General features: G+C 71.7%; 20 protein-coding genes and 2 pseudogenes. 16 read left to right on the forward strand and 6 right to left on the reverse strand.

The window, feature by feature from the left end:
* Positions 1-154: 154 nt before the first annotated feature.
* Positions 155-1,706 (reverse strand): annotated as a pseudogene (locus GTY58_RS11110) (carboxylesterase family protein).
* A 429-nt stretch (positions 1,707-2,135) separates the two neighbouring features.
* On the opposite strand from GTY58_RS11110, the gene GTY58_RS11115 reads away from it, so the two are divergent.
* Both GTY58_RS11115 and GTY58_RS11120 read left to right on the forward strand, forming a co-directional pair.
* Entirely contained in the window at positions 2,136-3,185 is a 1,050-nt protein-coding gene (locus GTY58_RS11115; protein WP_010983554.1) for a LacI family DNA-binding transcriptional regulator, read from the forward strand.
* Between the two features lie 98 nt (positions 3,186-3,283).
* Positions 3,284-5,632 carry a hypothetical protein gene (locus GTY58_RS11120; RefSeq protein WP_237528762.1) on the forward strand — a complete coding sequence of 783 codons (2,349 nt, stop codon included), beginning with the start codon at positions 3,284-3,286 and terminating at the stop codon, positions 5,630-5,632.
* Here the strand turns inward: GTY58_RS11120 and GTY58_RS11125 are convergent.
* Together GTY58_RS11125 and GTY58_RS11130 are read right to left on the reverse strand one after the other, a co-directional pair.
* Positions 5,629-6,333, reverse strand: a complete 705-nt coding sequence (locus GTY58_RS11125) for a ThuA domain-containing protein (protein WP_010983556.1) — start codon at positions 6,331-6,333, stop codon at positions 5,629-5,631. The genes GTY58_RS11120 and GTY58_RS11125 overlap by 4 nt on opposite strands.
* 107 nt (positions 6,334-6,440) lie before the next feature.
* On the reverse strand, positions 6,441-7,100 hold the full coding sequence (locus tag GTY58_RS11130) for a hypothetical protein (protein ID WP_010983557.1): 660 nt from the start codon (positions 7,098-7,100) through the stop codon (positions 6,441-6,443).
* A gap of 155 nt (positions 7,101-7,255) precedes the next feature.
* Between GTY58_RS11130 and GTY58_RS11135 the strand changes: the two genes are divergently transcribed.
* Complete coding sequence (locus GTY58_RS11135; RefSeq protein WP_010983558.1) at positions 7,256-7,654, forward strand: VOC family protein; 399 nt, start codon at positions 7,256-7,258, stop codon at positions 7,652-7,654.
* On the opposite strand, the gene GTY58_RS11140 is transcribed toward GTY58_RS11135, so the two are convergent.
* Both GTY58_RS11140 and GTY58_RS11145 read right to left on the reverse strand, forming a co-directional pair.
* The gene (locus GTY58_RS11140) at positions 7,640-8,353 is read right to left on the reverse strand and encodes a helix-turn-helix domain-containing protein (protein ID WP_010983559.1); all 714 of its coding nucleotides are present in this window, start codon (positions 8,351-8,353) and stop codon (positions 7,640-7,642) included. The genes GTY58_RS11135 and GTY58_RS11140 overlap by 15 nt on opposite strands.
* A 108-nt stretch (positions 8,354-8,461) precedes the next feature.
* Positions 8,462-9,424 (reverse strand): AraC family transcriptional regulator, encoded by a 963-nt coding sequence (locus GTY58_RS11145; RefSeq protein ID WP_010983560.1) that lies wholly within the window; start codon positions 9,422-9,424, stop codon positions 8,462-8,464.
* An 80-nt stretch (positions 9,425-9,504) separates the two neighbouring features.
* Between GTY58_RS11145 and GTY58_RS11150 the strand changes: the two genes are divergently transcribed.
* The gene (locus tag GTY58_RS11150) at positions 9,505-10,338 is read left to right on the forward strand and encodes an NmrA family NAD(P)-binding protein (protein ID WP_010983561.1); all 834 of its coding nucleotides are present in this window, start codon (positions 9,505-9,507) and stop codon (positions 10,336-10,338) included.
* A gap of 67 nt (positions 10,339-10,405) precedes the next feature.
* Here the strand turns inward: GTY58_RS11150 and GTY58_RS11155 are convergent, their stop codons facing one another.
* Positions 10,406-11,569 (reverse strand): YihY/virulence factor BrkB family protein, encoded by a 1,164-nt coding sequence (locus GTY58_RS11155; RefSeq protein WP_037647245.1) that lies wholly within the window; start codon positions 11,567-11,569, stop codon positions 10,406-10,408.
* 124 nt (positions 11,570-11,693) lie between these two features.
* On the opposite strand from GTY58_RS11155, the gene GTY58_RS11160 reads away from it, so the two are divergent.
* From GTY58_RS11160 to GTY58_RS11215, 12 genes and pseudogenes are all read left to right on the forward strand, one after another.
* On the forward strand, positions 11,694-13,343 hold the full coding sequence (locus GTY58_RS11160) for an acyl-CoA dehydrogenase family protein (RefSeq protein WP_010983563.1): 1,650 nt from the start codon (positions 11,694-11,696) through the stop codon (positions 13,341-13,343).
* A 306-nt stretch (positions 13,344-13,649) separates the two neighbouring features.
* Positions 13,650-14,975 (forward strand): GAF domain-containing protein, encoded by a 1,326-nt coding sequence (locus GTY58_RS11165; RefSeq protein WP_010983564.1) that lies wholly within the window; start codon positions 13,650-13,652, stop codon positions 14,973-14,975.
* 164 nt (positions 14,976-15,139) lie between these two features.
* The gene (locus GTY58_RS11170) at positions 15,140-16,543 is read left to right on the forward strand and encodes a hypothetical protein (RefSeq protein ID WP_010983565.1); all 1,404 of its coding nucleotides are present in this window, start codon (positions 15,140-15,142) and stop codon (positions 16,541-16,543) included.
* A 79-nt stretch (positions 16,544-16,622) separates the two neighbouring features.
* Positions 16,623-17,195 carry a GNAT family N-acetyltransferase gene (locus GTY58_RS11175; RefSeq protein ID WP_010983566.1) on the forward strand — a complete coding sequence of 191 codons (573 nt, stop codon included), beginning with the start codon at positions 16,623-16,625 and terminating at the stop codon, positions 17,193-17,195.
* Positions 17,196-17,346: 151 nt separating this feature from the next.
* Positions 17,347-17,430: a putative leader peptide gene (locus tag GTY58_RS41585; RefSeq protein WP_309486338.1), complete on the forward strand. Its 84-nt coding sequence runs from the start codon at positions 17,347-17,349 to the stop codon at positions 17,428-17,430.
* Positions 17,431-17,565: 135 nt separating this feature from the next.
* Positions 17,566-19,260, forward strand: a complete 1,695-nt coding sequence (locus tag GTY58_RS11180; protein WP_010983567.1) for a nitrite/sulfite reductase — start codon at positions 17,566-17,568, stop codon at positions 19,258-19,260.
* Positions 19,261-19,327: 67 nt separating this feature from the next.
* Positions 19,328-19,507 (forward strand): hypothetical protein, encoded by a 180-nt coding sequence (locus tag GTY58_RS11185; RefSeq protein WP_010983568.1) that lies wholly within the window; start codon positions 19,328-19,330, stop codon positions 19,505-19,507.
* Positions 19,504-20,241, forward strand: a complete 738-nt coding sequence (locus GTY58_RS11190; RefSeq protein ID WP_010983569.1) for a phosphoadenylyl-sulfate reductase — start codon at positions 19,504-19,506, stop codon at positions 20,239-20,241. The genes GTY58_RS11185 and GTY58_RS11190 overlap by 4 nt, the downstream gene beginning before the upstream one ends.
* Positions 20,238-20,819, forward strand: a complete 582-nt coding sequence (gene cysC, locus GTY58_RS11195) for an adenylyl-sulfate kinase (protein ID WP_202497356.1) — start codon at positions 20,238-20,240, stop codon at positions 20,817-20,819. Before GTY58_RS11190 ends, cysC begins: the two co-directional genes overlap by 4 nt.
* Positions 20,816-21,751, forward strand: a complete 936-nt coding sequence (gene cysD / locus GTY58_RS11200; RefSeq protein WP_010983571.1) for a sulfate adenylyltransferase subunit CysD — start codon at positions 20,816-20,818, stop codon at positions 21,749-21,751. The genes cysC and cysD overlap by 4 nt, the downstream gene beginning before the upstream one ends.
* Positions 21,752-21,753: 2 nt before the next feature.
* Positions 21,754-23,110: pseudogene (locus GTY58_RS11205) on the forward strand (GTP-binding protein).
* A gap of 232 nt (positions 23,111-23,342) precedes the next feature.
* Positions 23,343-24,458: an aliphatic sulfonate ABC transporter substrate-binding protein gene (locus GTY58_RS11215; RefSeq protein WP_037650041.1), complete on the forward strand. Its 1,116-nt coding sequence runs from the start codon at positions 23,343-23,345 to the stop codon at positions 24,456-24,458.
* Positions 24,459-24,481 lie beyond the last annotated feature (23 nt).

A 24,481-nucleotide genomic window follows, 5' to 3' on the forward strand; every position in this document is an offset into this window, starting at 1 on the left:
GGGCCATGCTGCCCGTACGGCGATCAGGCCGCGAACGATTAACCTGTGTCGCCGTCGAGCGCGGCCCGCCCGCCCCGCCTGGAGGTCATGGCCCAGGGGCCGGACGCCGCCTCGACGAAGTGTCGCCGTGCAGGGACGACGGCCTGACGGTATGTCATACGTCCGAGCGACGGAAGTAACGTACGGCCGACAGCGGTGCCCTGCCACGCGCGGGCGGACCGGGCGGAGGGGGCGACACGGGTGCGGGCGTGGCTGCCGGACGAGTGAACTCGGCTTTCCACAGGCCGACTTCGGCATCGCGCGGGCCGTGCACGAGCTCCTCGTCCGCGCCGAAGACCCGGACCGGGTGTGAGTCGTCCCAGGCCGGCCAGCCCGGGTCGCCGTCCACCGCGAAGCGCACCCAGGCCGCGTGCATCGCGTCGGCCAGCTCCTGCGGCGCGTCGGGTCCCGCGAGCTTCGCCGAGTCCGGCACATCGACCGTGTCGAAGACGAAGCCCAGCTCCAGGGCATGACAGGCGCCGAGGCGGGGGTGGTTCGAGCGCCAGGCGAACTCGTAGACGTACGAGGGCGCGTGGCCCGTACGGGAGTCGGCCAGCCGGTGCAGCGGAACGCGCAGCAGATGGTCGGTGACCAGATGGCCGACCAGATCGGAGGTGGGGGCCCCGGGGTGGGCGAGGCGATAGCCGCGTGGGACCTCCGGGCCGCAGCGGCAGCGGGCCATCGCGCCGGCCAGGGCGACCGGGCCGAGCCTGTCGATACGTTCGAGGAGCCCGGTGGGTGCGAGCCACAGCCGGTGCTCCTCGCTGGTCCAGCCCAGCAGCAGGGGGATGTCCCGGGCGAGGCCGCCGAGGAGCGCCTCCCGCGGATCGCTCGGCACCAGGTCACCGTCCACGACAATGCCGAAGGCCGGTCCGCCGAGGACGGGGCCCGCCAGTCGGCCGACCTCCGCCTGCGCCTCGGCCAGCAGGGTGCGGTCCACCTCGGCGAACGCCGCGGCGGTCGCCGGGATCCTCAGCTTCACCGCCATCCGCCGCACCAGACGCCGCACCTTGTCCCGCTCCGTCGACTCGGGCGGCCCGCTCTGGAGCACCGCCCGCCGGAAGAGGCCCCGGGCGCGTGGGCTCGCCAGCAGGGCGCCGATACTGATCGCGCCCGCGGACTCGCCGAAGACGGTCACCCGGTCGGGGTCGCCGCCGAACTCGGCGACGGCGTCGCGCACCCACTCCAGCGCCGCGAGCTGGTCACGCAGGCCGGGATTGGGCGGCGCGTCCGGGAAGAGGCCGTAACCCTCCACACCCAGGCGGTAGTTGAAGGAGACCAGCACCACGCCGTCGCGGGCGAAGGAACTGCCGTCGTAGACGGGGACCGCCGACGAGCCGCGGGTCAGCGCGCCGCCATGGATCCACACCATGACCGGGAGCCGGGCGCCACGACCCGGCTCCGGTGTCCACACATTGAGGTTGAGGCAGTCGTCCCCGGCCACCACCGGGTCGGACAAGAAACGGGCGAACGCCTCCGAGTACTTGCGGTTTGGGCGGAGTGGGGCCAAACGCTCCGGCGTTGCGCACCCCGTCCCACGGCTCCTGCGGATCGGTCGGTCGTAACCGGCGGTGGCCGAAGGGCGGTGCGGCGAAGGGGATGCCGCGGAAGACGGCGACCCCCTTCTCGTACCGGCCGCGCACCGCTCCGTACGGGGTACGGACCACCGGGTCCGCCGCCGGGTCCACCGCCGGGTCCACCGCCGGGTCCACCGCACGGCCCGTCCGGTCGACCGGGTCGACCGGGTCGGCCCGGCCCGCCCGTTCCCCTCGATCCGTCGGTCCCTCCGACCCGGTCACACCGTCCGAACGGTTCATACGGCCCTCTCCTCACCACGGCGGGACTGACCTCCTCACCGCATCACATCATTTCCGTGTCGCGCCGCCCGAACGGATATGTGTCGGCCGCGGTCCGCTCTTCGCGGCGGGCGCAACTGTCCGCACCCCCGGTCTTCCACGCCACCTTCACGCGCCCCTACTCTAGAAAGCGCTTGCTAGACGGTCTGTTGCCGCCGACCCGACCGTCGCCGTTCGAAACTTTCACTCGCCCCGGCGGGCTGGAGCTGGCCCTCGGGACGGGGCCGGAGAGGTGGGCTCATGGTCCGTACCGGAAGCATGGCCGGACCGACCCTCGCGGTCGTCGCACGGGAGGCCGGCGTCTCGGTGCCGACGGCCTCGAAGGTGGTCAACGGCCGGGAGGACGTGGCACCCGAGACACGCCGCCGGGTCACCGAGGCACTCGACCGGCTCGGCTACGTCAAGAGACCCCGCTTCGACACGACGAAGTCGCAGGGCCTGGTGGACCTGGTGGTGCACTCGCTGGAGAGCTCCCGGTCGGGTGCGGTGCTGCACGGTGTGGAGGAGGCCGCTCATGAGGCGGGCCTTGAGGTGGTGGTCTCGGCCGGGCTGACCCGGACCAGGGGTGGGCGCCCGGAACGCGGCTGGCTGGACAAACTGTCCGCGCGCGGCTCGTCCGGCGTGCTGTTCAACCTCGCCGAACTGACACCGCCCCAGTACGCCTGGCTGGATCAGCACCGCATCCCGTACGTACTGATCGACCCGGAGCTCGAACCGCCGGCGGGGGTGGTGTCCGTGGGGGCGGCCAACTGGCAGGGCGGGATGAGCGCCACCGAGCACCTGCTGGCGCTCGGGCACGAGCGGATCGCGGCCATCGGCGGCCACCGGCGCAAGATGTGCGGCGGCGCGCGGATCGCGGGGTACCGCTCGGCGCTGGCCGCGGCGGGGGTCCGGCACCGTCCGGAGTATGTGCGCCACGGCAACTTCGACCCCGCCGTCGCCCGGCGGCGCATGCGGGAGTTCCTGGACCTGCCGGAGCCGCCGACCGCCGTCTTCGTCTGCTCGGACCGGATGGCGCTCGGGGTGTACGAGGCGCTGGCGGAACGGGGGTTGCGGGTGCCGGACGACATCAGCGTCGTCGGGTTCGACGATCTGCCCGAGGCGCGATGGGCCTCGCCGGGGCTGACGACGGTTCGGCAGCCGCTGGCGGAGATGGCGGCGACCGCGGTGCGCCTGCTCGTCCGCATGATGGCGGGCGAACGGCCGGAGGGAACCCGGACGGAGTTGTCGACACGGCTGGTGGAACGGGCGAGCACGGCGCCGCCGCGTGACCGCGCCACCGAGGGGTGAACGAAAGGCGTCGTCCGGCCGTACGTACAGTGGCGGTCCTGTCTCCCCGGCCTGGTCCGCCGCACCCTCACCAGGCAACGCACGGAAGGACCTTCGGGTTGTCCCACACAAGCTCCCGGCAACTCCCGGACAAGGACGACACCCCCACGGCGGAGGACCCGACTCCGACCGTACTTCCGGAGCAGCAACCTGCCGAGGACGGACACCGGGACGACGCACACCGGGACGATGAGGAAGCCGCGCCGGCCGACACCGAGCCCGACGCCGGTGAGGCCACCGCGGCGCAGGACACGGCCCCCGGCGCCTCCGCGGCGCAGGACACGGCCCCCGGCGCCTCCGCGGCGCAGGACACGACCAAGCCGGGCGACGCCTCTGCGACGGACGGCACCCCCAAGCCGGGCGACGCCTCCACGACGGACGGCACCCCCAAGCCGGGCGACGCCTCCACGGCGGACGGCACCCCCGAGCCGGGCGACGCCTCTGCGACGGACGGCACCCCCAAGTCGGCCGACGCCTCTGCGACGGACGGCACCCCCAAGGCCGACGACGCTCCGGAGACCGCTCCTGGTCCGGAAGCGGCAGCGGAGGCGGAAGCCGGAGCCGGAGCCGAAGCCGGATCCGAAGCCGCGCCGGACACCAGCGCCGTGCCGGAATCCGACCCGGACCCGGCGGTTCCCGACCCGTCGACTCCCGACGCGGCGGTTCCCGACCCGGACACTCCCGACGCGGCGGTTCCCGACCCGGACACTCCCGACGCGGCAGTTCCCGACCCGGACACTCCCGACAGCGCCCCCGCCCGCCCCGGCTGGCGTGGCAAGCACCCCGACGCCGCTCGTGTCCTCGCCTGGACAGCCACCGGGATTGCCGTCGCCCTCGTGCTCTTCGCGCTTCTCGTGCCGAACGACCTCGCTCGCTTCACGCCCTCCCGGTTCGTACGGATCCCCGCGGAGGGGATCCTCGGCGCCGCCCTTCTGCTCGTCCTGCCGCCGAAGCCCCGCCGGATCCTGGCGGTGGTCGGCGGGGTCGGGCTCGGTCTGCTGACCATCCTGAAGTTCCTCGACATGGGCTTCTACTGGTCGCTGGAGCGCCCCTTCGACCTGGTGCTCGACTGGGTGCTGCTGGACGACGCCGAGTCGTTCCTCAAGGACTCCATCGGCGGGGGCGGCGCGCTCGCCGTCATGATCGGGGCCATCGCCCTCGCCGTCGCGGTGATCGCGCTCATGACCTGGTCGGTCGTCCGGCTGACCCGGCTGATGGCGAGCAGGCGCCACTTCGCGGGCCGTACGCTCCTGGTGCTCGGCACGGCATGGATGACCTGCTCGGTGCTGACCCTCGAGGTCGCCGGTGTGCCGGTCGCCTCGCGCAGCGCCGCCACACTCCTCGAGAACCGCGCGCACGCGGTGCGGGCCGGCATCAAGGACGGGCAGGCCTTCGCCCGGCAGGCCTCCGTCGACGCCTTCGCCGACACCCCGTCCGACCAGCTGCTGACCGGACTGCGCGGCAAGGACGTCATCTTCGCGTTCATCGAGAGCTACGGCCGCAGCGCGATCGACGACCCGGCGATGACCGAGCCGATCAACGAGACGCTCACGGCGAAGACCAAGGAACTGAGCGACGCCGGCTACTCGTCCCAGAGCGGCTGGCTGCGCTCCCCGGTCGCGGGCGCCGGCAGCTGGCTGGCCCACTCGACGTTCCTGTCGGGCCTGTGGATCAAGAACCAGCAGCGCTACCGCAACCTCACCTCCGGCAACCGTATGACCCTCACCGAGGCCTTCCGCCGCACGGACGCCTGGCGCACCGTCGGCATCATGCCGGGCGTGACGCGCGCCTGGCCGGAGGGCAAGTTCTTCGGCCTCGACCACATCTACGACTCGCGCGAACTCGGCTACCAGGGACCGAAGTTCAGCTGGTCACCGGTGCCGGACCAGTACAGCCTGGCGGCCTTCGAGCGCCTGGAGCACGGCAAGAAGCACAGCAAGCCGCTGATGTCGGAGATCATCCTGACCTCCAGCCACAACCCGTGGGCCCCCATCCCGAAGACGATCCCCGAGGACCAGGTCGGCGACGGCTCGGTCTACGACGCCATCCACGACGCGGGCAAGGATCCCAAGGAGGTGTGGAAGGACCCGGCGAAGGTGCGCGACGAGTACCGCAAGGCCATCCAGTACTCGGTCACCAGCCTCGTCGACTACGTCGCGAAGCACGGCAACAAGAACACCGTGCTGGTCTTCCTCGGCGACCACCAGCCCAACCGCACCGTCACGGGCGACAAGGCCGGCCGTGACGTGCCGATCGCGATCGTCGCGCACGACCAGGGCGTACTGGACCGGATCTCGGACTGGGGCTGGACGGACGGTCTCAAGCCCGCCTCCGACGCCCCGGAGTGGCGGATGGACACCTTCCGCGACCGCTTCCTGACCGCGTACGGCCCCGAGCCGACGTCCTAGGGTCGGTCCGGCGGGTCACGCCGGACAGGGCCATACGCCTGGACCTCGCGGGCGGCCCAGCGGATGCCGCCGAGCAGATGGGCGCGGAAGTCCGGGTCCCCGTACGCCTCGGAGGCATGGCCGAGCGCGGTGTAGAAGACCCGGCCCGCGCCCGCGCCCTGGTCGCGGCACCACGCCAGCGGGTGGTCGTCGCCCATCCCGCCTCCGTCGTACGAGGATTCGTCGGCGGAGGCGAGGACGCGCACCGAACCGCGAGGAGTGGTCCGGAAGTCGTACCACTCGTCCGTGAACTCCCACACCGTGGGCAGGTGGTGGGTCGAAGGGTGATCGCGGTCCTCGACGACCGCCTTGCCCGGCTGGTACGCGGGATGGCGCGCGAACCGCGCCCCCAGCAGTTCGCCGTAGTACGGCCACGCGTCCTCCGTACAGGCCGCGGCGTGCACGCCGACGAAGCCACCGCCCTTGCGTGTGTACGCCGCAAGGCGCGTACGTCCCTCGGGTGTCAGGACCTCGCCGCTGGTGGAGAGGAAGACGACGGCGCCGTACGCGTCGAGGGGTGCCTCGAAGGCGGCGGGGTCCTCGGTGGCGTCGACGTCGAAGCCGTGCGCGGCCCCGAGGGAGCGTACGGCGGCGACGGCGTCCGGGAGGGAATCGTGCCGGTATCCGGTGGTGCGGGTGTACACGAGAACGCGGAAGGGCATGGGCGGAGCCTATTTCCGCAGCGGGGTGCGGCCCACCGACGCGAGGGGACCGAAAATTTCGGACCGCCTGGCGAGGAGGACTTGTCCGGCTCGGGCCGTCCGGCGGCTCAGCCCGACGTGCCGACGTCGTTGTTGGGCGCCCCGTCGCCCACCGGGGGCAGGTCGCCTCGTTCGACGGGCGCGGTGGCGGTGCCGTCCGGGGTGGGCAGGACGGCCGCCAGTTCGGTGTCGTCCGGGCGGTGCGCCGCGCCGGCGGCCCGGCGCAGAACGGCGCGGCCGACTGCGTTCGCGTCGGCGCTCACCCGCACCACGTGCCCTTTCTCCGGCACCGCGTACTCCTGCCGGCCCCCGGCCGTGCGGTACCACGTGTCGCCGTCCCGCGCGCAGGTGATCCGCTCCCCCGACGCCTCGCCGAGCGGCTGCTTCGGACAGTTCGCCGCCGTCATGGTGCCCCGGTCCACGGAGAGCTGGATCTGGGCGCCCGTCTTCCGGGACACGTAGACGCTGGAGAAGCCGTCGCCGCCGTACACACCCACCGACTGCTGGGCGAGGGTGAATCCGGGGGCTTCGGTGACGTAGACGAGTTCCGGTGCGACCCCCAACGCCGCGGCGCGGGCGTCGAGTCGGGCACGGCTCACCTCGGCACGGTCCGCGCCGCTGCCTCCGGCTCCCGCCTTCTCGGTGCCGCACGCGGAGAGCAGGACCGGCAGAAGCAGCAGGGCGGGCAGGACGGCCAAAGCTTTCGGAACGCGCGCGGCACGGGTCATGACCCCATCCTGCCGCACAGGTGTTCCACAGACCGGGCTGCGTGTCCGGGCTGCACGCCCGGCCGCATGTCCCGGCCACACACCCGGCCGCATGTCCCGGCTGCGTGTCCGATTCCTTCAAGACCGGCGATCACCGGTCCGCCTAGGTTGAACCCATGACTCCACGATTCGATGTGATCAGCCTGGCGGTCTCCGACATGGCCGCCGCTCTCGCCTTCTACCGCCGCCTCGGTCTCGTCTTCCCCGACGGCGCCGAGAGCGAGCCGCACGTCGAGGCCGGGCTGCCCGGCGGGCTGCGGCTGGCGCTCGACACCGAGGAGACCATCCGCTCCTTCCACCCCGAGTGGCAGCCGCCGGCCGCCGGCGGCCGCCTCTCGCTCGCCTTCCGCTGTGACAGCCCGGCCGAGGTGGACACGGTGTACGGGGACCTGGTGGGCGCCGGGTACCACGGCGAGCTCAAGCCGTGGGACGCCGTCTGGGGCATGCGGTACGCGGTGGTGCACGACCCGGACGGCAACGGCGTCGACCTGTTCGCGAACCTACCGGCGCAGTAGCTCGCCGAGCGGTACGCCCGCCAACTCCCGCACGTCCCGGGCGAGATGGGCCTGGTCCGCGAACCCGGCGCGGGCCGCCGTCTCCGCGAAGGGCACTTGGGCCCACGCGAGCGCGAGGGCCCGTTGCAGCCGCAGTACACGGGCGAGCGTCTTGGGTCCGTAGCCGAAGGCGGCCAGCGAGCGGCGGTGCAACTGACGGGCGCCGACGCCGAGTTCGTCCGCGGCCCTGGCCACCGGCCGGCCCGCGGCCAGGGACGCCACCACCTTCCGCAGCAGCGGGTCGGGGCGGTCCGCCTGCGCGGCCCGGTGCAGCGCGATCTCTTCCAGCGCGGTCGCGGGATCGGCGGCGGCGTCGACGCGTCCCGTCAGGCGCCGCACCTCGGCGGCGGGCCACACCTCCGCCAAGTCGACGCGCCGGTCCCGGAGTTCGTACGCCGGAACGCCTAGGAAGACCGGCGCCGTCCCCGGGAAGAAGCGGACGCCCGCCCATTCCCCGGCAGGGCCCTGCGGCCGGTACGCGTGCGTGTCCGGGCCGGCGACCAGGAGCCGCCCCTCGGTCCACAGCAGGTCCATGCAGCCGTCGGGCAGCACGGGCCGCCCCGCGGCAGCGGACGGCCTGTTGGTCCACACCACCGCGCCCGCCAGCCGGGACGGCCGCTCCGCGTACCCGGGTGGCGCCGAAGCGCGCTCTGCAACCACGAAGAAAAGGCTACGCCGCAGGGGTGTCGGACGGCGCCCTGTGCCTGACCGGTCCTCGTAGCGGAGTCACCGGGCCCGTCGGCAGGAGGCGAGCGCGCGTGCCGGGTGTCACGTCACGGTGCCGCGAGGAACCGTCGGGGCACCCCCGGTCCGGTGCTCCTGCGGACTGACTCCGTACACCCGTTTGAAGGCGGTGGACAGGGCGAACGCGCTGCCGTAGCCGACCTGGTGGGCGATCGCGCCGATGGTGTCCGCGGAGTCGCGCAGCCGGTCGGCGGCGAGGGCGAGCCGCCAGCCGGTCAGATAGGCCATCGGGGGCTCACCGACGAGCTCGGTGAAGCGGCGGGCGAGCGCGGCGCGCGAGACCCCGGCCTTGGCGGCGAGCGAGGCCACCGTCCAGGGGTGGGCGGGGTCGTCCTGCACCAGCCGCAGCACCCGGCCCACGACCGGGTCGGCCAGCGCCCGGTACCAGGCGGGTGCCTCGGCCTCCGGGCGGGAGAACCAGGCCCGCAGTGCCGCGATCACCAGCAGGTCGAGCAGCCGGTCGAGAACGACCTCCTGGCCCGGCTCGTCGCGCACGATCTCCTCGGCGAGGATCGGCGTCAGCGGGCACTTCCACTCCCGCGAGGTGAGCGACAGCAGCGGCGGCAGGGCGTCCAGCAGCCGGCCGGTGATCTCGCCCTGCATCAGATAGGTGCCGATCAGCAGCACCGTGGAGCCGTCGGGCCGGTCGCCCCAGCTGCGCACCCCGAGGTCCCGGTGGCCCTTCAGGGAGCGCCCGTCGGGGTAGGCGCACTCGCCGCCGGGCAGGATCACCGCCTGGGGCTCGGTCGCCGGGGAGTCGGCGCAGGTGTACGGGTCGGGGCCGCGCGCGATGGCCAGGTCGCCCGCCCTGAGCAGCGTCCGCTCCTGCCCGTCCGGCATGACCCAGGCCTCGCCCCGGACCACGAGCATGATCGTCAGCGGGGCCCGGTCCTCGACGCGTATGCACCAGGGCGGGTCGAAGCACGCCCGGATCATGAAGGCGCCCCGTGCGCGGGGGCCCTCCAGCAGGCCTGCGAGTGCGTCCATGGCGTCAGCGTAGACGCGTACGTATGGGAATGAGCCGTTCAGCGATGGTTCCGTCTGCCGTACGGCAGTTGACTGGCCGTATGACGCAGAACACGCGGAACACGACGGTGTTGGTGACGGGGGCCTCGGGCCGGACGGGCAGCCGGGTGGCCGAGGCCGCGCGGGCGGCGGGGCTGACGGTTCGGGCGGCGTCCCGGGCGACGGGGTTCGACTGGGCCGACCGGGCGAGCTGGGCGGCCGCGCTGGCGGGCGCCGACGCGGCGTACCTCATGTACCCCACGGATGTCGGCTCCCCGGCGGCGGCCGGGGCGGTCGGCACGCTGGCCCGGGAGGCGGTGGAGGCCGGCGTACGGCGTCTGGTGCTGCTCTCCTCGCGCGGGGAGGAGCGGGCGCGGCCGACCGAGGAGGCCCTGAAGGAGTCGGGTGCGGACTGGACGGTCGTACGGGCCGCGTGGTTCGCGCAGAACTTCAGCGAGGGCCCGCTGGTGGAGGGGCTGCGCCACGGGGAACTGGTGTTCCCGGCCGGTGAGGTGCGCGAGCCCTTCATCGACGTGCGGGACATCGCGGACGTGGTGGTGACCGCGCTGACGGCCGGGGAACGGTACGTGGGACGGACGCTCGACCTCACCGGGCCCCGGCTGCTGACGTTCCGGGAGGCGGTCGCGGAGATCTCGGCGGCCACGGGCGGCACGTTCGCGTACACGCCGGTGCCGGCGCGTCAGTACGGGGAGAACCTGAAGGCGTTCGGGGTGCCGCCCGAGGAGGTGGACTTCCTGGTGGACCTCTTCGAGAGCCTGCTGGACGGCCGCAACGCGCATCTGTCGCAGGAGGTGCGGCAGATCCTGGGCCGGGCACCGCACGACTTCTCCGAGTTCGCGCGGGAGAACGCGGCGGCGGGGGTGTGGAAGGCCTAGGCCCCGCCGCGAGCGTGGCACGTACGGCCCGCGACGGCCGGGCCTGCCGCTCCCTCGACGGCCGGGCCTACTGCTCCCCCGCCGGCGGGTCGCCGTTCTTGTGCTGCGGGTGGTGGTGCGGGCTCTTCACATGGGTGCGGAACCGGGATGTCACGTCCTCCGGAGGCAGGAAGCGCGACCAGCGCTCCGGGAACTCGGAGGGCATGTCCGGGTCGTCGGGATCGATGTCGGCGGCCCGGTACGCGGCCACGCGGGCCACGAACACCGCGGCCTGCTCCTCGAGCAGCCGCTCGTTCGCGGCGCGCGCCGCGGCCGTGGCGGCGGCCGGCCAGACCCGGTCGATGGCTGCGTTGACCGCCGCGCCGACCAGCACCGCGAACGCGGACACACCGATCCACAGCAGCACGGCGACGGGCGCGGCGAGCGAGCCGTAGATCGTGGGCCCCTCGACCGTGCTGGTCAGGTAGATGCGCAGCAGGAAGCTGCCGAGCACCCACATCGCGAGGGCGACCAGGGCGCCCGGGACGTCCTCCACCCAGGGCGAGCGCACCGGCACGGAGACGTGGTAGAGCGTCGTCAGGAAGACGATGGACAGGACGATGACGACCGGCCAGTACAGGACCTGTACGACGGTCGTCGACCACGGCACGACGTTCACCACCGCGTCCGGGCCCGCCACCATCAGCGGCAGCGCGACCGAGCCGATCAGCAGCGCCACGATGAAGAGCAGGAACGACATCATCCGGGTCTTCACGATGCCGCGCGTGCCGTCGAGGCCGTACATCACGGTGATGGTGTCGATGAAGACGTTCACCGCGCGCGAGCCCGACCACAGGGCGAACAGGAAGCCCAGGGAGATGACGTCGGGGCGGCCGCCCTTCATCACGTCGTGGAGGAGCGGCTGGGCGATCTCGGTGACGCCCTTGTCGGACAGGACCGTGCGGGACGCCTCCAGGATGTTGTTCTCCAGGCTGGCGATGGTGTCGGCGCCGGTCCAGTCGTCGACGTAGCCGAGCAGCCCGATCATGCTCAGCAGCAGCGGCGGCACGGACAGCAGCGTGAAGAAGGCGGCCTCGGCCGCCAGACCGAGGATCCGGTACTCCATGCACGAGTTGACGGTGTCCTTGAGCAGCAGCCAGGCGGTCCTGCGCTTGGAGACGTTCCGGTAGAGGGCACGCGCCCGGTGGAAACGGCCGGAGGGCCTCTGCGGGGGTTCACTTGCTGGCTGCACGCCCTAAAGGTATCCGCCGCGCGAGGCTGCGCTCATCCCGTGGTGCGGGGGCCGGGCCGCGAGCCCTGGCCTACCGGCGGAAGCCCTGGTGACCGACGTAGTACCGAGGGGTAGGTTGCGAGACATGGCTGCCAGCACCCACACCGTGACCAACCAGGCTCCGCCCCTGGTGGGCTATGACGTCTTCGCCGCCGACCGGGCCCTCGTGGAGGCCGTCGAGCGGCATCTCGATCCCGCGCTCCTCGACGAGGCGCGCACCGAGCTGTCGGGGCTCGGGCTCAGCGCCGGCTCCGCGCAGGTACAGGAGTGGGGGGCCCTGGCGAACGAGAACCCGCCCAAGCTGCGGACGCACGACCGCTGGGGCAACCGGATCGACGAGGTCGAGTTCCATCCGTCCTGGCACCGGCTGCTCGGCAAGGGCGTGTCCGCCGGACTGACGGCGGCCTGGTCCCGGCCCGGCGGGCACGTCCGGCGCGCGGCCGGTTTCGTGATCTGGACGCAGGCCGAGGCGGGCAACGGCTGTCCGCTGTCGATGACCCACGCGGCGGTGCCCGCCCTGCGCACCGACCCGGCGCTCGCGGCCGAGTGGGAGCCCCGGCTGACCTCCATGGTCTACGACCAGGGGATGCGGCCCGCCGCCCAGAAGGCCGGTGCCCTGTTCGGGATGGGCATGACGGAGAAGCAGGGCGGCAGCGACGTACGCGCCAACACGACGGCGGCGCGGCCGCTCGCCGAGGACGGGACGTACGAGCTGACGGGCCACAAGTGGTTCTGCTCGGCGCCGATGTCGGACGGGTTCCTGGTGCTCGCGCAGGCCGCCTCCGCCACGGACGGAGGGGGTCTGACCTGCTTCCTCGTGCCGCGCGTGCTGGAGGACGGCACGCGCAACGTGTTCCGCGTCCAGCGGCTCAAGGACAAGCTCGGCAACCGGTCCAACGCGTCGAGCGAGGTCGAGTTCGACGGGACCTGGGCACGCCGGGTCGGCGACGAGGGCCGGGGCGTGCGCACGATCATCGAGATGGTGGCGGCGACCCGGCTGGACTGTGTCCTCGGGTCGGCGTCGCTGATGCGGCAGGCGGTGGCGCAGGCGATCCACCACTGCACCTACCGGGAGGCGTTCGGCGGCAAGCTGGTCGACAAGCCGCTGATGCGCAACGTACTGGCGGATCTGGCCCTGGAGTCGGAGGCCGCGACGACGCTCGCGCTGCGCCTGGCCGCCGCCTACGACGACGGCGGCGAGCAGGAGCGGGCGTTCCTGCGGCTCGCGGTGCCGGTCGCCAAGTACTGGGTGACCAAGCGGTGCACGCCGGTGGCGGCGGAGGCGCTGGAGTGCCTGGGCGGCAACGGGTACGTGGAGGAGTTCGGTCTGGCCCGGCTGCTGCGTGAGTCGCCGCTGAACTCCATCTGGGAGGGCGCGGGCAACGTCCAGGCACTGGACGTGCTGCGGGCGCTCCAGCGCGAACCGCAGGCGCTCAACGCGTACCTCCAGGAGGTCGGCCGGGCGCGCGGTGCCGATCACCGGCTGGACGGCGCCATCAAGGGCCTGCTCACGGAGCTCGCCGACCTGGAGGGTATCGAGGGCCGGGCCCGCCGGGTGGTGGAGCGGCTCGCCCTCGTGCTCCAGGGGGCGCTGCTGGTGCGGTACGCCCCGCCGGAGGTCGCCGACGCGTTCTGCGCCTCCCGGCTGGGCGGCGACTGGGGTACGGCCTTCGGCACCCTGCCGCACAGTCTGGATCTGGCCACGGTGGTGGAGCGGGCCCGGCCGGTGGCGTGACGCCGCGGGGGCGTTCCCCCGGGCATACGTCGCGGGGGTGGTGCTGCGCCGACACGGCACCACCCCCGCTGCTTCGGCCCCGGTCAGGGACCGCGGACGCCGCCTGGGCGACGTCGCACAAGTTTCAAACACCGCAGGGCCGCTCGCCAGGGTTGCAGGAGGTTGCAACTATCTGTTGGCTGTCCGCTCACTGTGGCCGGAGTGTATCCCTCCGTCACCTTCGGGCGGCAGTATGGGAGGAGCAGTCGACACCCGGCCGGGCCCGCCGCCAAGGCGTGCGACGGACGGGCCCTCCTGGAGGTTCGTGTGGCGCACTCGCCGAAGGATGTGACGCGGCTGGTCGCCCGGGACGCCGCGCAGGCGGCGCGCATGCTCAGGGAGGTGCGCAGCGCGACGCTCGCCGGGCAGCGCACCCGGGTCGCGCCGCGCCCGGTGATCGAGGCGTCGTGGGGGCGCATGCGGCGCAGCGGGGTGGATCCCGACCACGATGTCAGGGCGGGGCTGCTGAGCCTCGACGAGGTCGAGCGGCGGCGCCGGGAGTCGCCGCTGCGGGTGGTGCTTCCGGTGCTGCGCGAGGGGCTGTTGTCGGTCGCGGACGTCGCGCAGCACATCATGGTGGTCGCGGACGCGGACGGGCGGGTGCTGTGGCGCGAGGGCAGTCCGGCGGTGCTGCGCCAGGCGGACGGGCTCGGCTGCGAACCGGGCGCGGACTGGGGCGAGTCGGTCGTCGGCACGAACGGGGTGGGCACGCCCGCGGTGACCGGCCGTCCCGTGCAGGTGTTCGCCTCCGAGCACTTCGTACGCTCCTTCGCCTCGTGGACGTGCACGGGCGCCCCGATCACGGACCCGCGCGACGGCCGCCTGATCGGTGTGGTGGACATCAGCGGTCCACTGGAGACGATGCATCCGGCCACGCTCGCCTGGGTGGACTCGGTGGCCAAGCTCGCCGAGGCGCGGCTGCGGGAGGTGCATCTGACGTCACTGGAGCGGTTGCGCGCGGTGGCGGCGCCGCTGCTGGCCCGGCTGGACGGGCGGGCGGTGGCGGTGGACCGGGACGGCTGGACGGCGGCGGTGGCCGGAATGCCGTACGCCAGACGGCTGGCGCTGCCCACCTCACTGACGGCCGGGCGGAGTTGTCTGCCGGTGCTGGGCCCGTGCTCGGTGGAGCCGCTGCCGGGCGGCTGGCTGATCCGGGCCTGTGACCGGGCAACTCCCGCGCACACCACGCGGATCGTCCTGGACCTCTCCCACCCGCGCCGCTGGTCGGTGACGGTCTCGGGAGACACGGGTTCCTGGACGCACGAACTGACGCCCCGGCACGCCGAGTTGCTCTACCTCCTGACCCTGCACCGCAGTGGCCGCACGGCCGCGGCGCTGGCCGCCGACATGTTCGGCGACCCGGCCCGCACGGTCACCGTCCGCGCCGAGATGTCCCGTGTACGACGCTATCTGGGCGCTTTCCTGGACCACCGGCCGTATCGTTTCTCCGAAACCGCGGAGGTCGAACTCCTGGCCCCGGACGACCCGCTGGACCTGCTGCCCCACTCGATCGCGCCGGCGGTGCTGCGCGTGCGTACGGCGGGGCCCGGCGGCGGCGTTTCCCTCCTGGCGCCGGGCGGCGGGCCGGTCTGAATGCTCCCGATGTGCCCCCAGGTCGAGGGATTACCCTCGTAATTACCGGGTCTTCGACCGGGCACACCCTCCGCTCGCGTAGCATCCCTCCCACAGGCCACCCCACCAGCTCCTCGATCAACGCGCCGACCACGGGGAGTAGTTGGCCTACCTCGGGAGGTCCCATGAAACAGCGTGGCAGACATCGTCGCAGGAGGAGGGGCCGTGCGCTGCGCGCCACCCTCGCCGGAACCGCGCTGGCGCTGACCGCCGCCGCCACGCTGATCAGCACCTCCCAGGCCGCCGGCGGCGACAACCCGGGAGCCCTGACCCCGCTCACCTCCGCCGCCGAGACCGGCAAGCTGCAACTCCACGAGAACCTGGTCGGCCGGACCACCCTGGACACGCTCACCAGCGACATGGGCGGCAACGTCGGCGTGCACGGCGTGCTCCAGAGCGCCAACCACTCGATGCGCAACAAGGCCGACTGTGCCGCCACCGAGGCGGCCGCGCTGCCCGTCGAGCCGAGCGCCTCGCGCGCGTACTGCTGGGACAGCGGCGACGCGACGACCCAGAAGTGGCTGCCCCAGTCCGTCACCACGTCCGGCGACGCCGACAACGACGGCACGTGGGGCGACGACCGCGTCATCCTCGCGGGCTGGACGCACAACGACCACAAGGCGGGCGAGCCGGCCGACGACCAGGGCCTCGCCCGGGTCGCCTTCATCGACGCGAACGACCCGGACAACCTCAAGTACCGCTGGGTCCTGCTGGTCGCCCCGCTGAGCGGCGACGCGGACTTCGGTGCCGTCCGCTCGCATCTCGGCGGCATGGTCTGGTACCAGGACAAGCTGATCGTCACCGCGAAAAACGGCGCGGACCACAACAACGCCCTCTTCGTCTTCGACATGCACCGCATCCTGCGGGCGAACGTCGACAGCAGCGCGGTCGGCAAGGTAAGCGGCGGCTACGCGGCCCACGGCTACCAGTACGTACTGCCGGCCATCGGCTCGTACGACCTGACCGGCGGCGCCTGCACCTCGGGCAACGACAACGCGGTCCCCTGCTTCGCCTCCGTCTCCCTCGACCGCACCTCCACCCCGGACAGCCTGGTGGCGAACGAGTGGTTCAGCTCGGGCGGCACCCAGCCCGCCCGGGTCTGGCGCTACTACTACAGCACCGCCGCCTCCCGCACCGGTCTGCTCGGCAGCAACTCCAGCGACGTCGTCAACGCGGACGAGGCGTACGAGACCAAGGCCGTCGGTCTCCAGGGCGTGCTGTCGCACAAGCCGAGCGGCGCGAGCACGCCGAACTGGTACGTCGACCACGCGCCCGGCAGCCGCGGCAAGCACGGCACCCTCTGGCGGCAGAACAAGGACGGCGCCCGGGCGGCGCGGTGCACGACCGACCAGACGACCGCCTGCTGGGGCCGGCACACCGAGTCCATGTCGCTCTGGCAGGAGACCGGCGAGCTGTGGACGCTGACCGAGTGGGCGGCGAACAAGGACGCCCAGTGGGAGCCGGACGCCATCCCGGAGCGGGTGCTGTACGCCGTTCCGCTGTCCTCCGTGGACGACTCGCTAGGGTAGGCCTGGAGCGGGCAACGTCACCCGCGTCCCCGATCACCCCCGATCGACAGCCCGGGGGGCCGGGTGATTTTCTGACCGCATGAGCGACATCACCGTGACCACCTGGTCCCTGGAGCAGACGTCCCCCGCCGACCTGCGGCCCGCGACCGCCCCCGACGGCGAGGTCCGGATCGTCCGCTCCGAGGTGCCCTCGCCGGAGTTCAGCCGGTTCCTGTACGCGTCGGTCGGCGGCGACATCCGCTGGACCGACCGGCTGTCCTGGACGTACGAGCAGTGGCAGGCGTACCTGGCGCGGCCGGGCGTGGAGACCTGGGTCGCCCACGACCGGGGCACTCCCGCGGGATACGTCGAGCTGGAGCCGCAGGACGACGGGGTCGTGGAGATCGCCTACTTCGGGCTGATACCGGCGTTCCGGGGCCGGCGGATCGGCGGCCATCTGCTCTCGTACGGCGCCGCGCGGGCCTGGGACCTGGCCGCGCGATGGCCGGAACGCGCCGAGACCAAGCGGGTCTGGCTGCATACATGCAGCAAGGACGGAGAGCACGCGATGGACAACTACCTGCGGCGCGGTTTCACGCTCTTCGACACCAAGGTCGAGGCGGAGGCGGACGTGGCCGCACCAGGGCCCTGGCCGGGAGCGCGCGCCGCCTGACCTGCACGTACCTGTCCGGCGGGCCCGGCCGGACACCACCGGCCGGGCCACCGTGTGATCAACGACACCCCAGTCTCACCCTTCGGGACCAGGGTGTCCACATGATGGATGACGGTGGACTGGCCCGAGATCCCCGTGACACGCTTCCGTCATGTCTGGAACTGGAATTGCCTTGGTGAGTCGGCGGCACGTCGACCTCGGCCGCATGTCCAGCGCCATCTGTCCGGCGAGCTGAGCAGTCCAGCACCGCCGAGTCACTCCTCTTTCGAGAACCTTGCGCAAGGACGCGCCCGTACTTCCGTATGCGCCCGTACCCGCAGGTCAGAGCCGCTCCCCTGTCTGTCCCGTAGTCCCGAAGGACGTATCAGCCATGGCCGCCACCCCGCAGAATCCCGCCGCCGCGCCCCGCCGCAAGGTGAGCCGTCACCGCGGTGAGGGTCAGTGGGCCGTGGGTCACTTCACCCCGCTCAACGGCAACGAACAGTTCAAAAAGGACGATGACGGTCTCAATGTGCGGACACGCATTGAGACGATCTACTCGAAGCGCGGCTTCGACTCGATCGACCCCAATGACCTCCGTGGGCGTATGCGCTGGTGGGGGCTGTACACCCAGCGCAAGCCCGGGATCGACGGCGGCAAGACCGCGATCCTGGAGCCGGAGGAGCTGGACGACAAGTACTTCATGCTGCGCGTCCGCATCGACGGCGGCCGGCTGACCACCGAGCAGCTCCGGGTCATCGGCGAGATCTCGCAGGAGTTCGCGCGCGGTACCGCCGACATCACCGACCGGCAGAACATCCAGCTCCACTGGATCCGCATCGAGGACGTTCCGGAGATCTGGCAGCGTCTGGAGGCCGTGGGCCTGTCCACGACCGAGGCCTGCGGTGACACCCCGCGCGTCATCCTCGGCTCGCCCGTCGCCGGGATCGCCGAGGACGAGATCATCGACGGCACGCCCGCGATCGACGAGATCCACCGCCGGATCCTCGGCAACAAGGACTTCTCCAACCTGCCCCGCAAGTTCAAGACAGCGGTCTCCGGCTCGCCGCTGCTCGACGTGGCGCACGAGATCAACGACGTCGCCTTCGTCGGCGTGAACCACCCGGAGCACGGCCCCGGCTTCGACCTCTGGGTCGGCGGCGGCCTGTCCACCAACCCGAAGCTCGGCCAGCGCCTCGGCGCCTGGGTCCCGCTCGACGAGGTCGCGGACGTCCACGTGGGCGTCCTGTCGATCTTCCGCGACTACGGCTACCGGCGCCTTCGTACGCGTGCCCGTCTGAAGTTCCTGGTCGCCGACTGGGGCGTCGAGAAGTTCCGCCAGATCCTTGAGGACGAGTACCTGAAGCGGAAGCTCGTCGACGGCCCCGCGCCCGACCAGCCCGTCGCCAGCTGGCGCGACCACGTCGGCGTGCACCGGCAGAAGGACGGCCGCTTCTACGTCGGCTTCGCCCCGCGCGTCGGCCGCGTGGACGGTACGACCCTCACCAAGATCGCCGAGGTGGCCGCGGCGCACGGCTCCGGGCGACTGCGCACCACCGTCGAGCAGAAGATGATCGTGCTCGATGTGGAAGAGGGCCAGGTCGAGTCACTCGTCGAGGGGCTGGAGGCGCTCGACCTCACCGTCAAGCCCTCGTCCTTCCGGCGCGGCACGATGGCCTGCACCGGCATCGAGTACTGCAAGCTCGCGATCGTCGAGACCAAGGCGCGCGGCGCTTCCCTCATCGACGAACTCGAGCGCCGCATCCCCGAGTTCGACGAGCCGATCACCATCAACCTCAACGGCTGCCCGAACGCCTGCGCCCGTATCCAGGTCGCGGACATCGGTCTCAAGGGCCAGCTGGTCCTCAACGACCAGGGTGAGCAGGTCGAGGGCTTCCAGGTGCACCTGGGCGGCGCGCTCGGCCTGGAGGCCGGTTTCGGCCGCAAGGTCCGTGGCCTGAAGGTCACTTCGGACGAGCTGCCCGACTACATCGAGCGCGTCCTCAAGCGCTTCCAGGCGGAGCGCGAGGACGGCGAGCGGTTCGCCACCTGGGCGGCCAGGGCTTCAGAGGAGGCGCTGTCGTGACGGCGAGTGAGCCGAAGGGGCGCACCCCGGAGGCGAACCGAGCCACAAAAAGAGGGGAGGCGCTGTCGTGAGCGAGCGTGCCGCGCCCTTCTACTGCCCCTACTGCGGCGACGAGGACCTGCGCCCGAGCGAGCAGGGCCACGGCGCGTGGGAATGCGGAGCGTGCAATCGAGCCTTCCAGTTGAAGTTCCTCGGGCTGCTCGCCCGGGGGTTTCAGCCCAACGACGGTGGAGGGGACGAGATATGAGGACGGTTCAGGCCGACACGGACACCGGCACAGAGCGTGCGACCGGCCGCGACGCGGAGCTGAAGACGCTCGCCGAGCAGGCCGGGCGCGACCTGGAGGACGCCTCCGCCCTGGAGATCCTCCAGTGGGCGGCGGACACCTTCGGCAAGAAGTTCTGCGTGACCTCCTCCATGGAGGACGCCGTGGTCGCCCACCTCGCCTCCCGGACCTTCCCCGGTGTGGACGTGGTCTTCCTCGACACCGGCTACCACTTCCCGGAGACCATCGGCACCCGCGACGCGGTCGAGGCCGTGATGGACGTCAACGTCATCACGCTCACCCCGCGCCGGACGGTCGCCGAGCAGGACGCGGAGTACGGCCCGAAGCTGCACGACCGCGACCCCGACCTGTGCTGCAAGCTCCGCAAGGTCCAGCCGCTGGAGCAGGGCCTGACCGCGTACGACGCCTGGGCGACGGGCCTGCGCCGCGACGAGTCCCCGACCCGGGCGAACACCCCGGTCGTCAGCTGGGACGAGAAGCGCCGCAAGGTGAAGATCTCGCCGATCGCCCGCTGGACCCAGGACGACGTGGACGCGTACGTCGCGGAGCACGGCGTGCTGACCAACCCGCTGCTGATGGACGGCTACCCCTCCGTGGGCTGCGCGCCCTGCACCCGCCGTGTGCTGGAGGGCGAGGACGCGCGCGCCGGCCGCTGGGCGGGCAGCACCAAGACCGAGTGCGGGCTGCACGGATGACGACGACGACCGAGAACCCCCAGACCTCCCGGGAGAAGCAAGTGACGACCGGAGCCACCATCTGGCTCACAGGTCTGCCGAGTGCCGGCAAGACCACCATCGCGTACGAGCTGGCCGGCCGGCTGCGCGAGGAGGGCCACCTCGTCGAGGTGCTCGACGGTGACGAGATCCGCGAGTTCCTCACCGCAGACCTCGGCTTCACCCGCGCGGACCGGCACACGAACGTGCAGCGGATCGGCTACCTCGCCGACCTGCTGGCCCGCAACGGCGTCAAGGCGCTCGTCCCGGTGATCGCGCCGTACGCGGACAGCCGCGAGGCGGTCCGCAAGCGGCACGGGGCGAGCGGCGCCGCCTACCTCGAGGTGCATGTCGCCACTCCGGTCGAGGTGTGCAGCCAGCGGGACGTGAAGGGGCTGTACGCCAAGCAGGCGGCGGGCGAGATTTCCGGGCTGACCGGTGTCGACGACCCGTACGAGGCACCCGCTTCGCCCGATCTGCGCATCGAGTCGCACACCCAGACCGTGCAGGAGTCCGCCGCCGCGTTGCACGCGCTGCTGACCGAGAGGGGTCTCGCATGACGACCGCAGCCACCGCTTCCCAGGAGACCGACAGCCCGTACGCGCTCTCGCATCTGGACGCGCTGGAGTCGGAGGCCGTCCACATCTTCCGCGAGGTGGCGGGCGAGTTCGAACGGCCGGTGATCCTGTTCTCCGGCGGCAAGGACTCCATCGTCATGCTGCACCTGGCACTGAAGGCCTTCGCCCCCGCGGCGATCCCCTTCACCCTGCTGCACGTGGACACCGGACACAACTTCCCCGAAGTCCTCGCATACCGCGACCGTGTGGTCGCCGCACACGGACTGCGCCTCCATGTGGCCTCCGTACAGGACTACATCGACCGCGGTGTACTGCGCGAACGCCCCGACGGCACCCGCAACCCCCTGCAGACCGTGCCCCTGACCGAAGCCATCCAGCAGCACCGCTTCGACGCCGTCTTCGGCGGCGGCCGACGCGACGAGGAAAAGGCCCGCGCCAAAGAACGCGTCTTCTCCCTGCGCGACGAGTTCTCCCAGTGGGACCCCCGCCGCCAGCGCCCCGAACTGTGGAACCTCTACAACGGCCGCCACGCCCCCGGCGAACACGTCCGCGTCTTCCCGCTCTCCAACTGGACCGAGCTGGACGTATGGCAGTACATCGCCCGCGAACACATCGAACTCCCCGAGATCTACTTCGCCCACGAACGCGAGGTCTTCCAGCGGTCCCACATGTGGCTGACCGCCGGTGACTGGGGCGGCCCCAAGGACGGCGAGACTGTCGAGAAGCGCCGGGTCCGCTACCGCACCGTCGGCGACATGTCCTGCACCGGCGCCGTCGACTCCGACGCCACCACGCTGGACGCCGTGATCACCGAGATCGCCGCCTCCCGGCTCACCGAACGCGGCGCCACCCGCGCCGACGACAAGATGTCCGAGGCCGCGATGGAAGACCGCAAGCGCGAGGGGTACTTCTAGCCATGACCAGCACCACCGAGCCCACCGAGCCGCTGTCGGTCGAGCAGTTGTCGGCCACGACCCTGCTGCGCTTCGCGACCGCGGGCTCCGTCGACGACGGCAAGTCCACGCTGGTCGGCCGTCTGCTGCACGACTCCAAGTCGGTCCTGACGGACCAGCTGGAGGCCGTGGAGCAGGTGTCGCGCAGCCGCGGCCAGGACGCTCCCGACCTGGCCCTCCTCACCGACGGCCTGCGCGCCGAACGCGAGCAGGGCATCACCATCGACGTGGCGTACCGCTACTTCGCGACCGCGCGCCGCCGGTTCATCCTCGCCGACACCCCCGGCCATGTTCAGTACACCCGCAACATGGTCACCGGCGCCTCCACCGCCGACCTGGCGGTGGTCCTCGTCGACGCCCGCAACGGCGTCATCGAGCAGACCCGCCGACACGCCGCCGTCGCCGCGCTGCTGCGCGTCCCGCACGTCGTGCTCGCGGTGAACAAGATGGACCTCGTCGAGTACAAGGAGTCCGTCTTCGCCGCGATCGCCGAGAAGTTCACGGCGTACGCCTCCGAGCTGGGCGTTCCCGAGATCACCGCGATCCCGATCTCCGCGCTCGCCGGTGACAACGTGGTGGACGCCTCCGCGAACATGGACTGGTACGGCGGCCCCACGGTCCTGGAGCACCTGGAGACCGTGCCGGTCAGCCACGACCTGGCGCACTGCCACGCCCGCCTGCCCGTGCAGTACGTGATCCGCCCGCAGACCGCCGAGCACCCCGACTACCGCGGTTACGCGGGTCAGATCGCGGCCGGTACGTTCTGCGTCGGCTCCGAGGTCACGGTCCTGCCCTCCGGCCGTACGTCGAAGATCGCCGGGATCGATCTGCTGGGCACCCCGGTCGACGTCGCGTGGACCCCGCAGTCGGTGACCCTCCTGCTGGAGGACGACATCGACATCTCGCGCGGCGATCTGCTCGTGCCGAGCAAGGACGCGCCCGCCACCACCCAGGACGTCGAGGCGACGGTCTGCCATGTCGCCGACGCTCCGCTGACCGTCGGCCACCGCGTACTGCTGAAGCACGGCACCCGCACGGTCAAGGCGATCGTCAAGGACATTCCGTCCCGGCTGACCCTGGACGACCTCTCCCTGGCACCCGCACCCGGGGCAGCTGGTCGCCAACGACATCGGCCGCGTCAAGATCCGTACCGCCGAGCCGCTGCCGCTCGACTCGTACGCCGACTCCCGCCGCACCGGCGCGTTCATCCTGATCGACCCGGCGGACGGCACGACGCTGACCGCGGGCATGGTCGGCGAGTCCTTCGCCGCGCCCGAGCCGGTCAAGGACGCGAGCGACGACGACGGGTGGGACTTCTGATCATGACCACCACCGACTTCTACTCCACGTTCGCGAAGGAGGGCGGCCGCGTCGGCAGCGGCGCCCTCGGCAGCGGGCAGGGCGGAGTCGCGCGATGTGCGCGATGACGTACGCGCACTGCCTGCGCGCCCTGTCCCCCCACCCGACGTCCCGGACGCGACGAAGACCTGCCGACCTCCCGGCCACGACCTGAAAGACCGTGACCGCCGGGCCAACGAGGGGAACACCTCCCGTGCCTGCCAACCGTTCCACGCTGATCCGCCGCGCTGTGGCCGCGGCCGCCGCCCTCCCGCTGCTGGCGCTCGCCGCCTGCGGTTACGGTTCCGAGTCGAAGGACGACACCTCCGCGAAGGAGAAGGTCGCCGCCGGGGCCAAGAAGATCGACGGTCTCGACACCGTGAAGATCGGCTACTTCGGCAACCTCACCCACGCCACCGCGCTCGTGGGCCGCCAGGAGGGCCTCTTCCAGAAGGAACTCGGCGCCACGAAGGCCGAGTACGCCACCTTCAACGCCGGCCCCTCCGAGATCGAGGCCCTCAACTCGGGCTCCATCGACATCGGCTGGATCGGCCCCTCGCCGTCGATCAACGGCTACACCAAGTCCAACGGCAAGAGCCTGCGCATCATCGGCGGTTCGGCGTCCGGCGGCGTCAAGCTCGTGGTCAACCCCAAGAAGATCAAGTCCCTGAAGGACGTCAAGGGCAAGAAGATCGCGACCCCGCAGCTGGGCAACACGCAGGACGTCGCGTTCCTCAACTGGATCGCCGAGCAGGGCTGGAAGGTCGACGCGCAGAGCGGCAAGGGCGATGTCACGGTCGTCCGCAGCGACAACAAGGTCACCCCGGACGCCTACAAGGCCGGTTCGCTCGACGGCGCCTGGGTGCCGGAGCCGACCGCGTCGAAGCTGGTCGCCGAGGGCGGCAAGGTGCTGCTCGACGAGTCGACGCTGTGGCCCGACAAGAAGTTCGTGATCACGAACATCATCGTGTCGCAGAAGTTCCTCAAGGCGCACCCGAAGGTCGTCGAGGCCGTGCTGAAGGGCTCGGTCGGGACCAACAAGTGGATCAACGCCAACCCCGACGAGGCGAAGGCCGCGGCGAACAAGCAGCTGGAGACCGACTCGGGCAAGGCCCTGCCGGCCGATGTCCTGGACCCGGCCTGGAAGTCCATCCAGATCACCAATGACCCGCTGGCCTCCACCCTCAACACCGAGGCGGACCACGCGGTGAAGGCCGGTCTGCTGTCGAAGCCCGACCTGAGCGGCATCTACGACCTCACGCTGCTGAACAAGGTCCTCAAGGCCGACGGCGCGAGCACGGTCGACGACGCCGGTCTCGGCGTCAAGTAGGTCCGGATCCCGATGAGTTCCCA

Source organism: Streptomyces sp. SID5469 (assembly GCF_009862865.1).
GTDB lineage: Bacteria > Actinomycetota > Actinomycetes > Streptomycetales > Streptomycetaceae > Streptomyces > Streptomyces avermitilis.

Excerpts from the sequence above, each read along its gene's own strand:
- GTY58_RS11180 (WP_010983567.1), top strand. The coding sequence starts at position 17,566 with ATGGCCGCCACCCCGCAGAATCCCGCCGCCGCGCCCCGCCGCAAGGTG.
- GTY58_RS11175 (WP_010983566.1), top strand. The coding sequence starts at position 16,623 with ATGAGCGACATCACCGTGACCACCTGGTCCCTGGAGCAGACGTCCCCC.
- GTY58_RS11190 (WP_010983569.1), top strand. The coding sequence starts at position 19,504 with ATGAGGACGGTTCAGGCCGACACGGACACCGGCACAGAGCGTGCGACC.
- GTY58_RS11150 (WP_010983561.1), top strand. The coding sequence starts at position 9,505 with ATGACGCAGAACACGCGGAACACGACGGTGTTGGTGACGGGGGCCTCG.
- GTY58_RS11170 (WP_010983565.1), top strand. The coding sequence starts at position 15,140 with ATGAAACAGCGTGGCAGACATCGTCGCAGGAGGAGGGGCCGTGCGCTG.
- GTY58_RS11160 (WP_010983563.1), top strand. The coding sequence starts at position 11,694 with ATGGCTGCCAGCACCCACACCGTGACCAACCAGGCTCCGCCCCTGGTG.
- GTY58_RS11135 (WP_010983558.1), top strand. The coding sequence starts at position 7,256 with ATGACTCCACGATTCGATGTGATCAGCCTGGCGGTCTCCGACATGGCC.
- GTY58_RS11115 (WP_010983554.1), top strand. The coding sequence starts at position 2,136 with ATGGTCCGTACCGGAAGCATGGCCGGACCGACCCTCGCGGTCGTCGCA.
- GTY58_RS11145 (WP_010983560.1), bottom strand. The coding sequence starts at position 9,424 with ATGGACGCACTCGCAGGCCTGCTGGAGGGCCCCCGCGCACGGGGCGCC.
- GTY58_RS41585 (WP_309486338.1), top strand. The coding sequence starts at position 17,347 with ATGTCTGGAACTGGAATTGCCTTGGTGAGTCGGCGGCACGTCGACCTC.
- GTY58_RS11125 (WP_010983556.1), bottom strand. The coding sequence starts at position 6,333 with ATGCCCTTCCGCGTTCTCGTGTACACCCGCACCACCGGATACCGGCAC.
- GTY58_RS11130 (WP_010983557.1), bottom strand. The coding sequence starts at position 7,100 with ATGACCCGTGCCGCGCGCGTTCCGAAAGCTTTGGCCGTCCTGCCCGCC.
- cysD (WP_010983571.1), top strand. The coding sequence starts at position 20,816 with ATGACGACCGCAGCCACCGCTTCCCAGGAGACCGACAGCCCGTACGCG.
- cysC (WP_202497356.1), top strand. The coding sequence starts at position 20,238 with ATGACGACGACGACCGAGAACCCCCAGACCTCCCGGGAGAAGCAAGTG.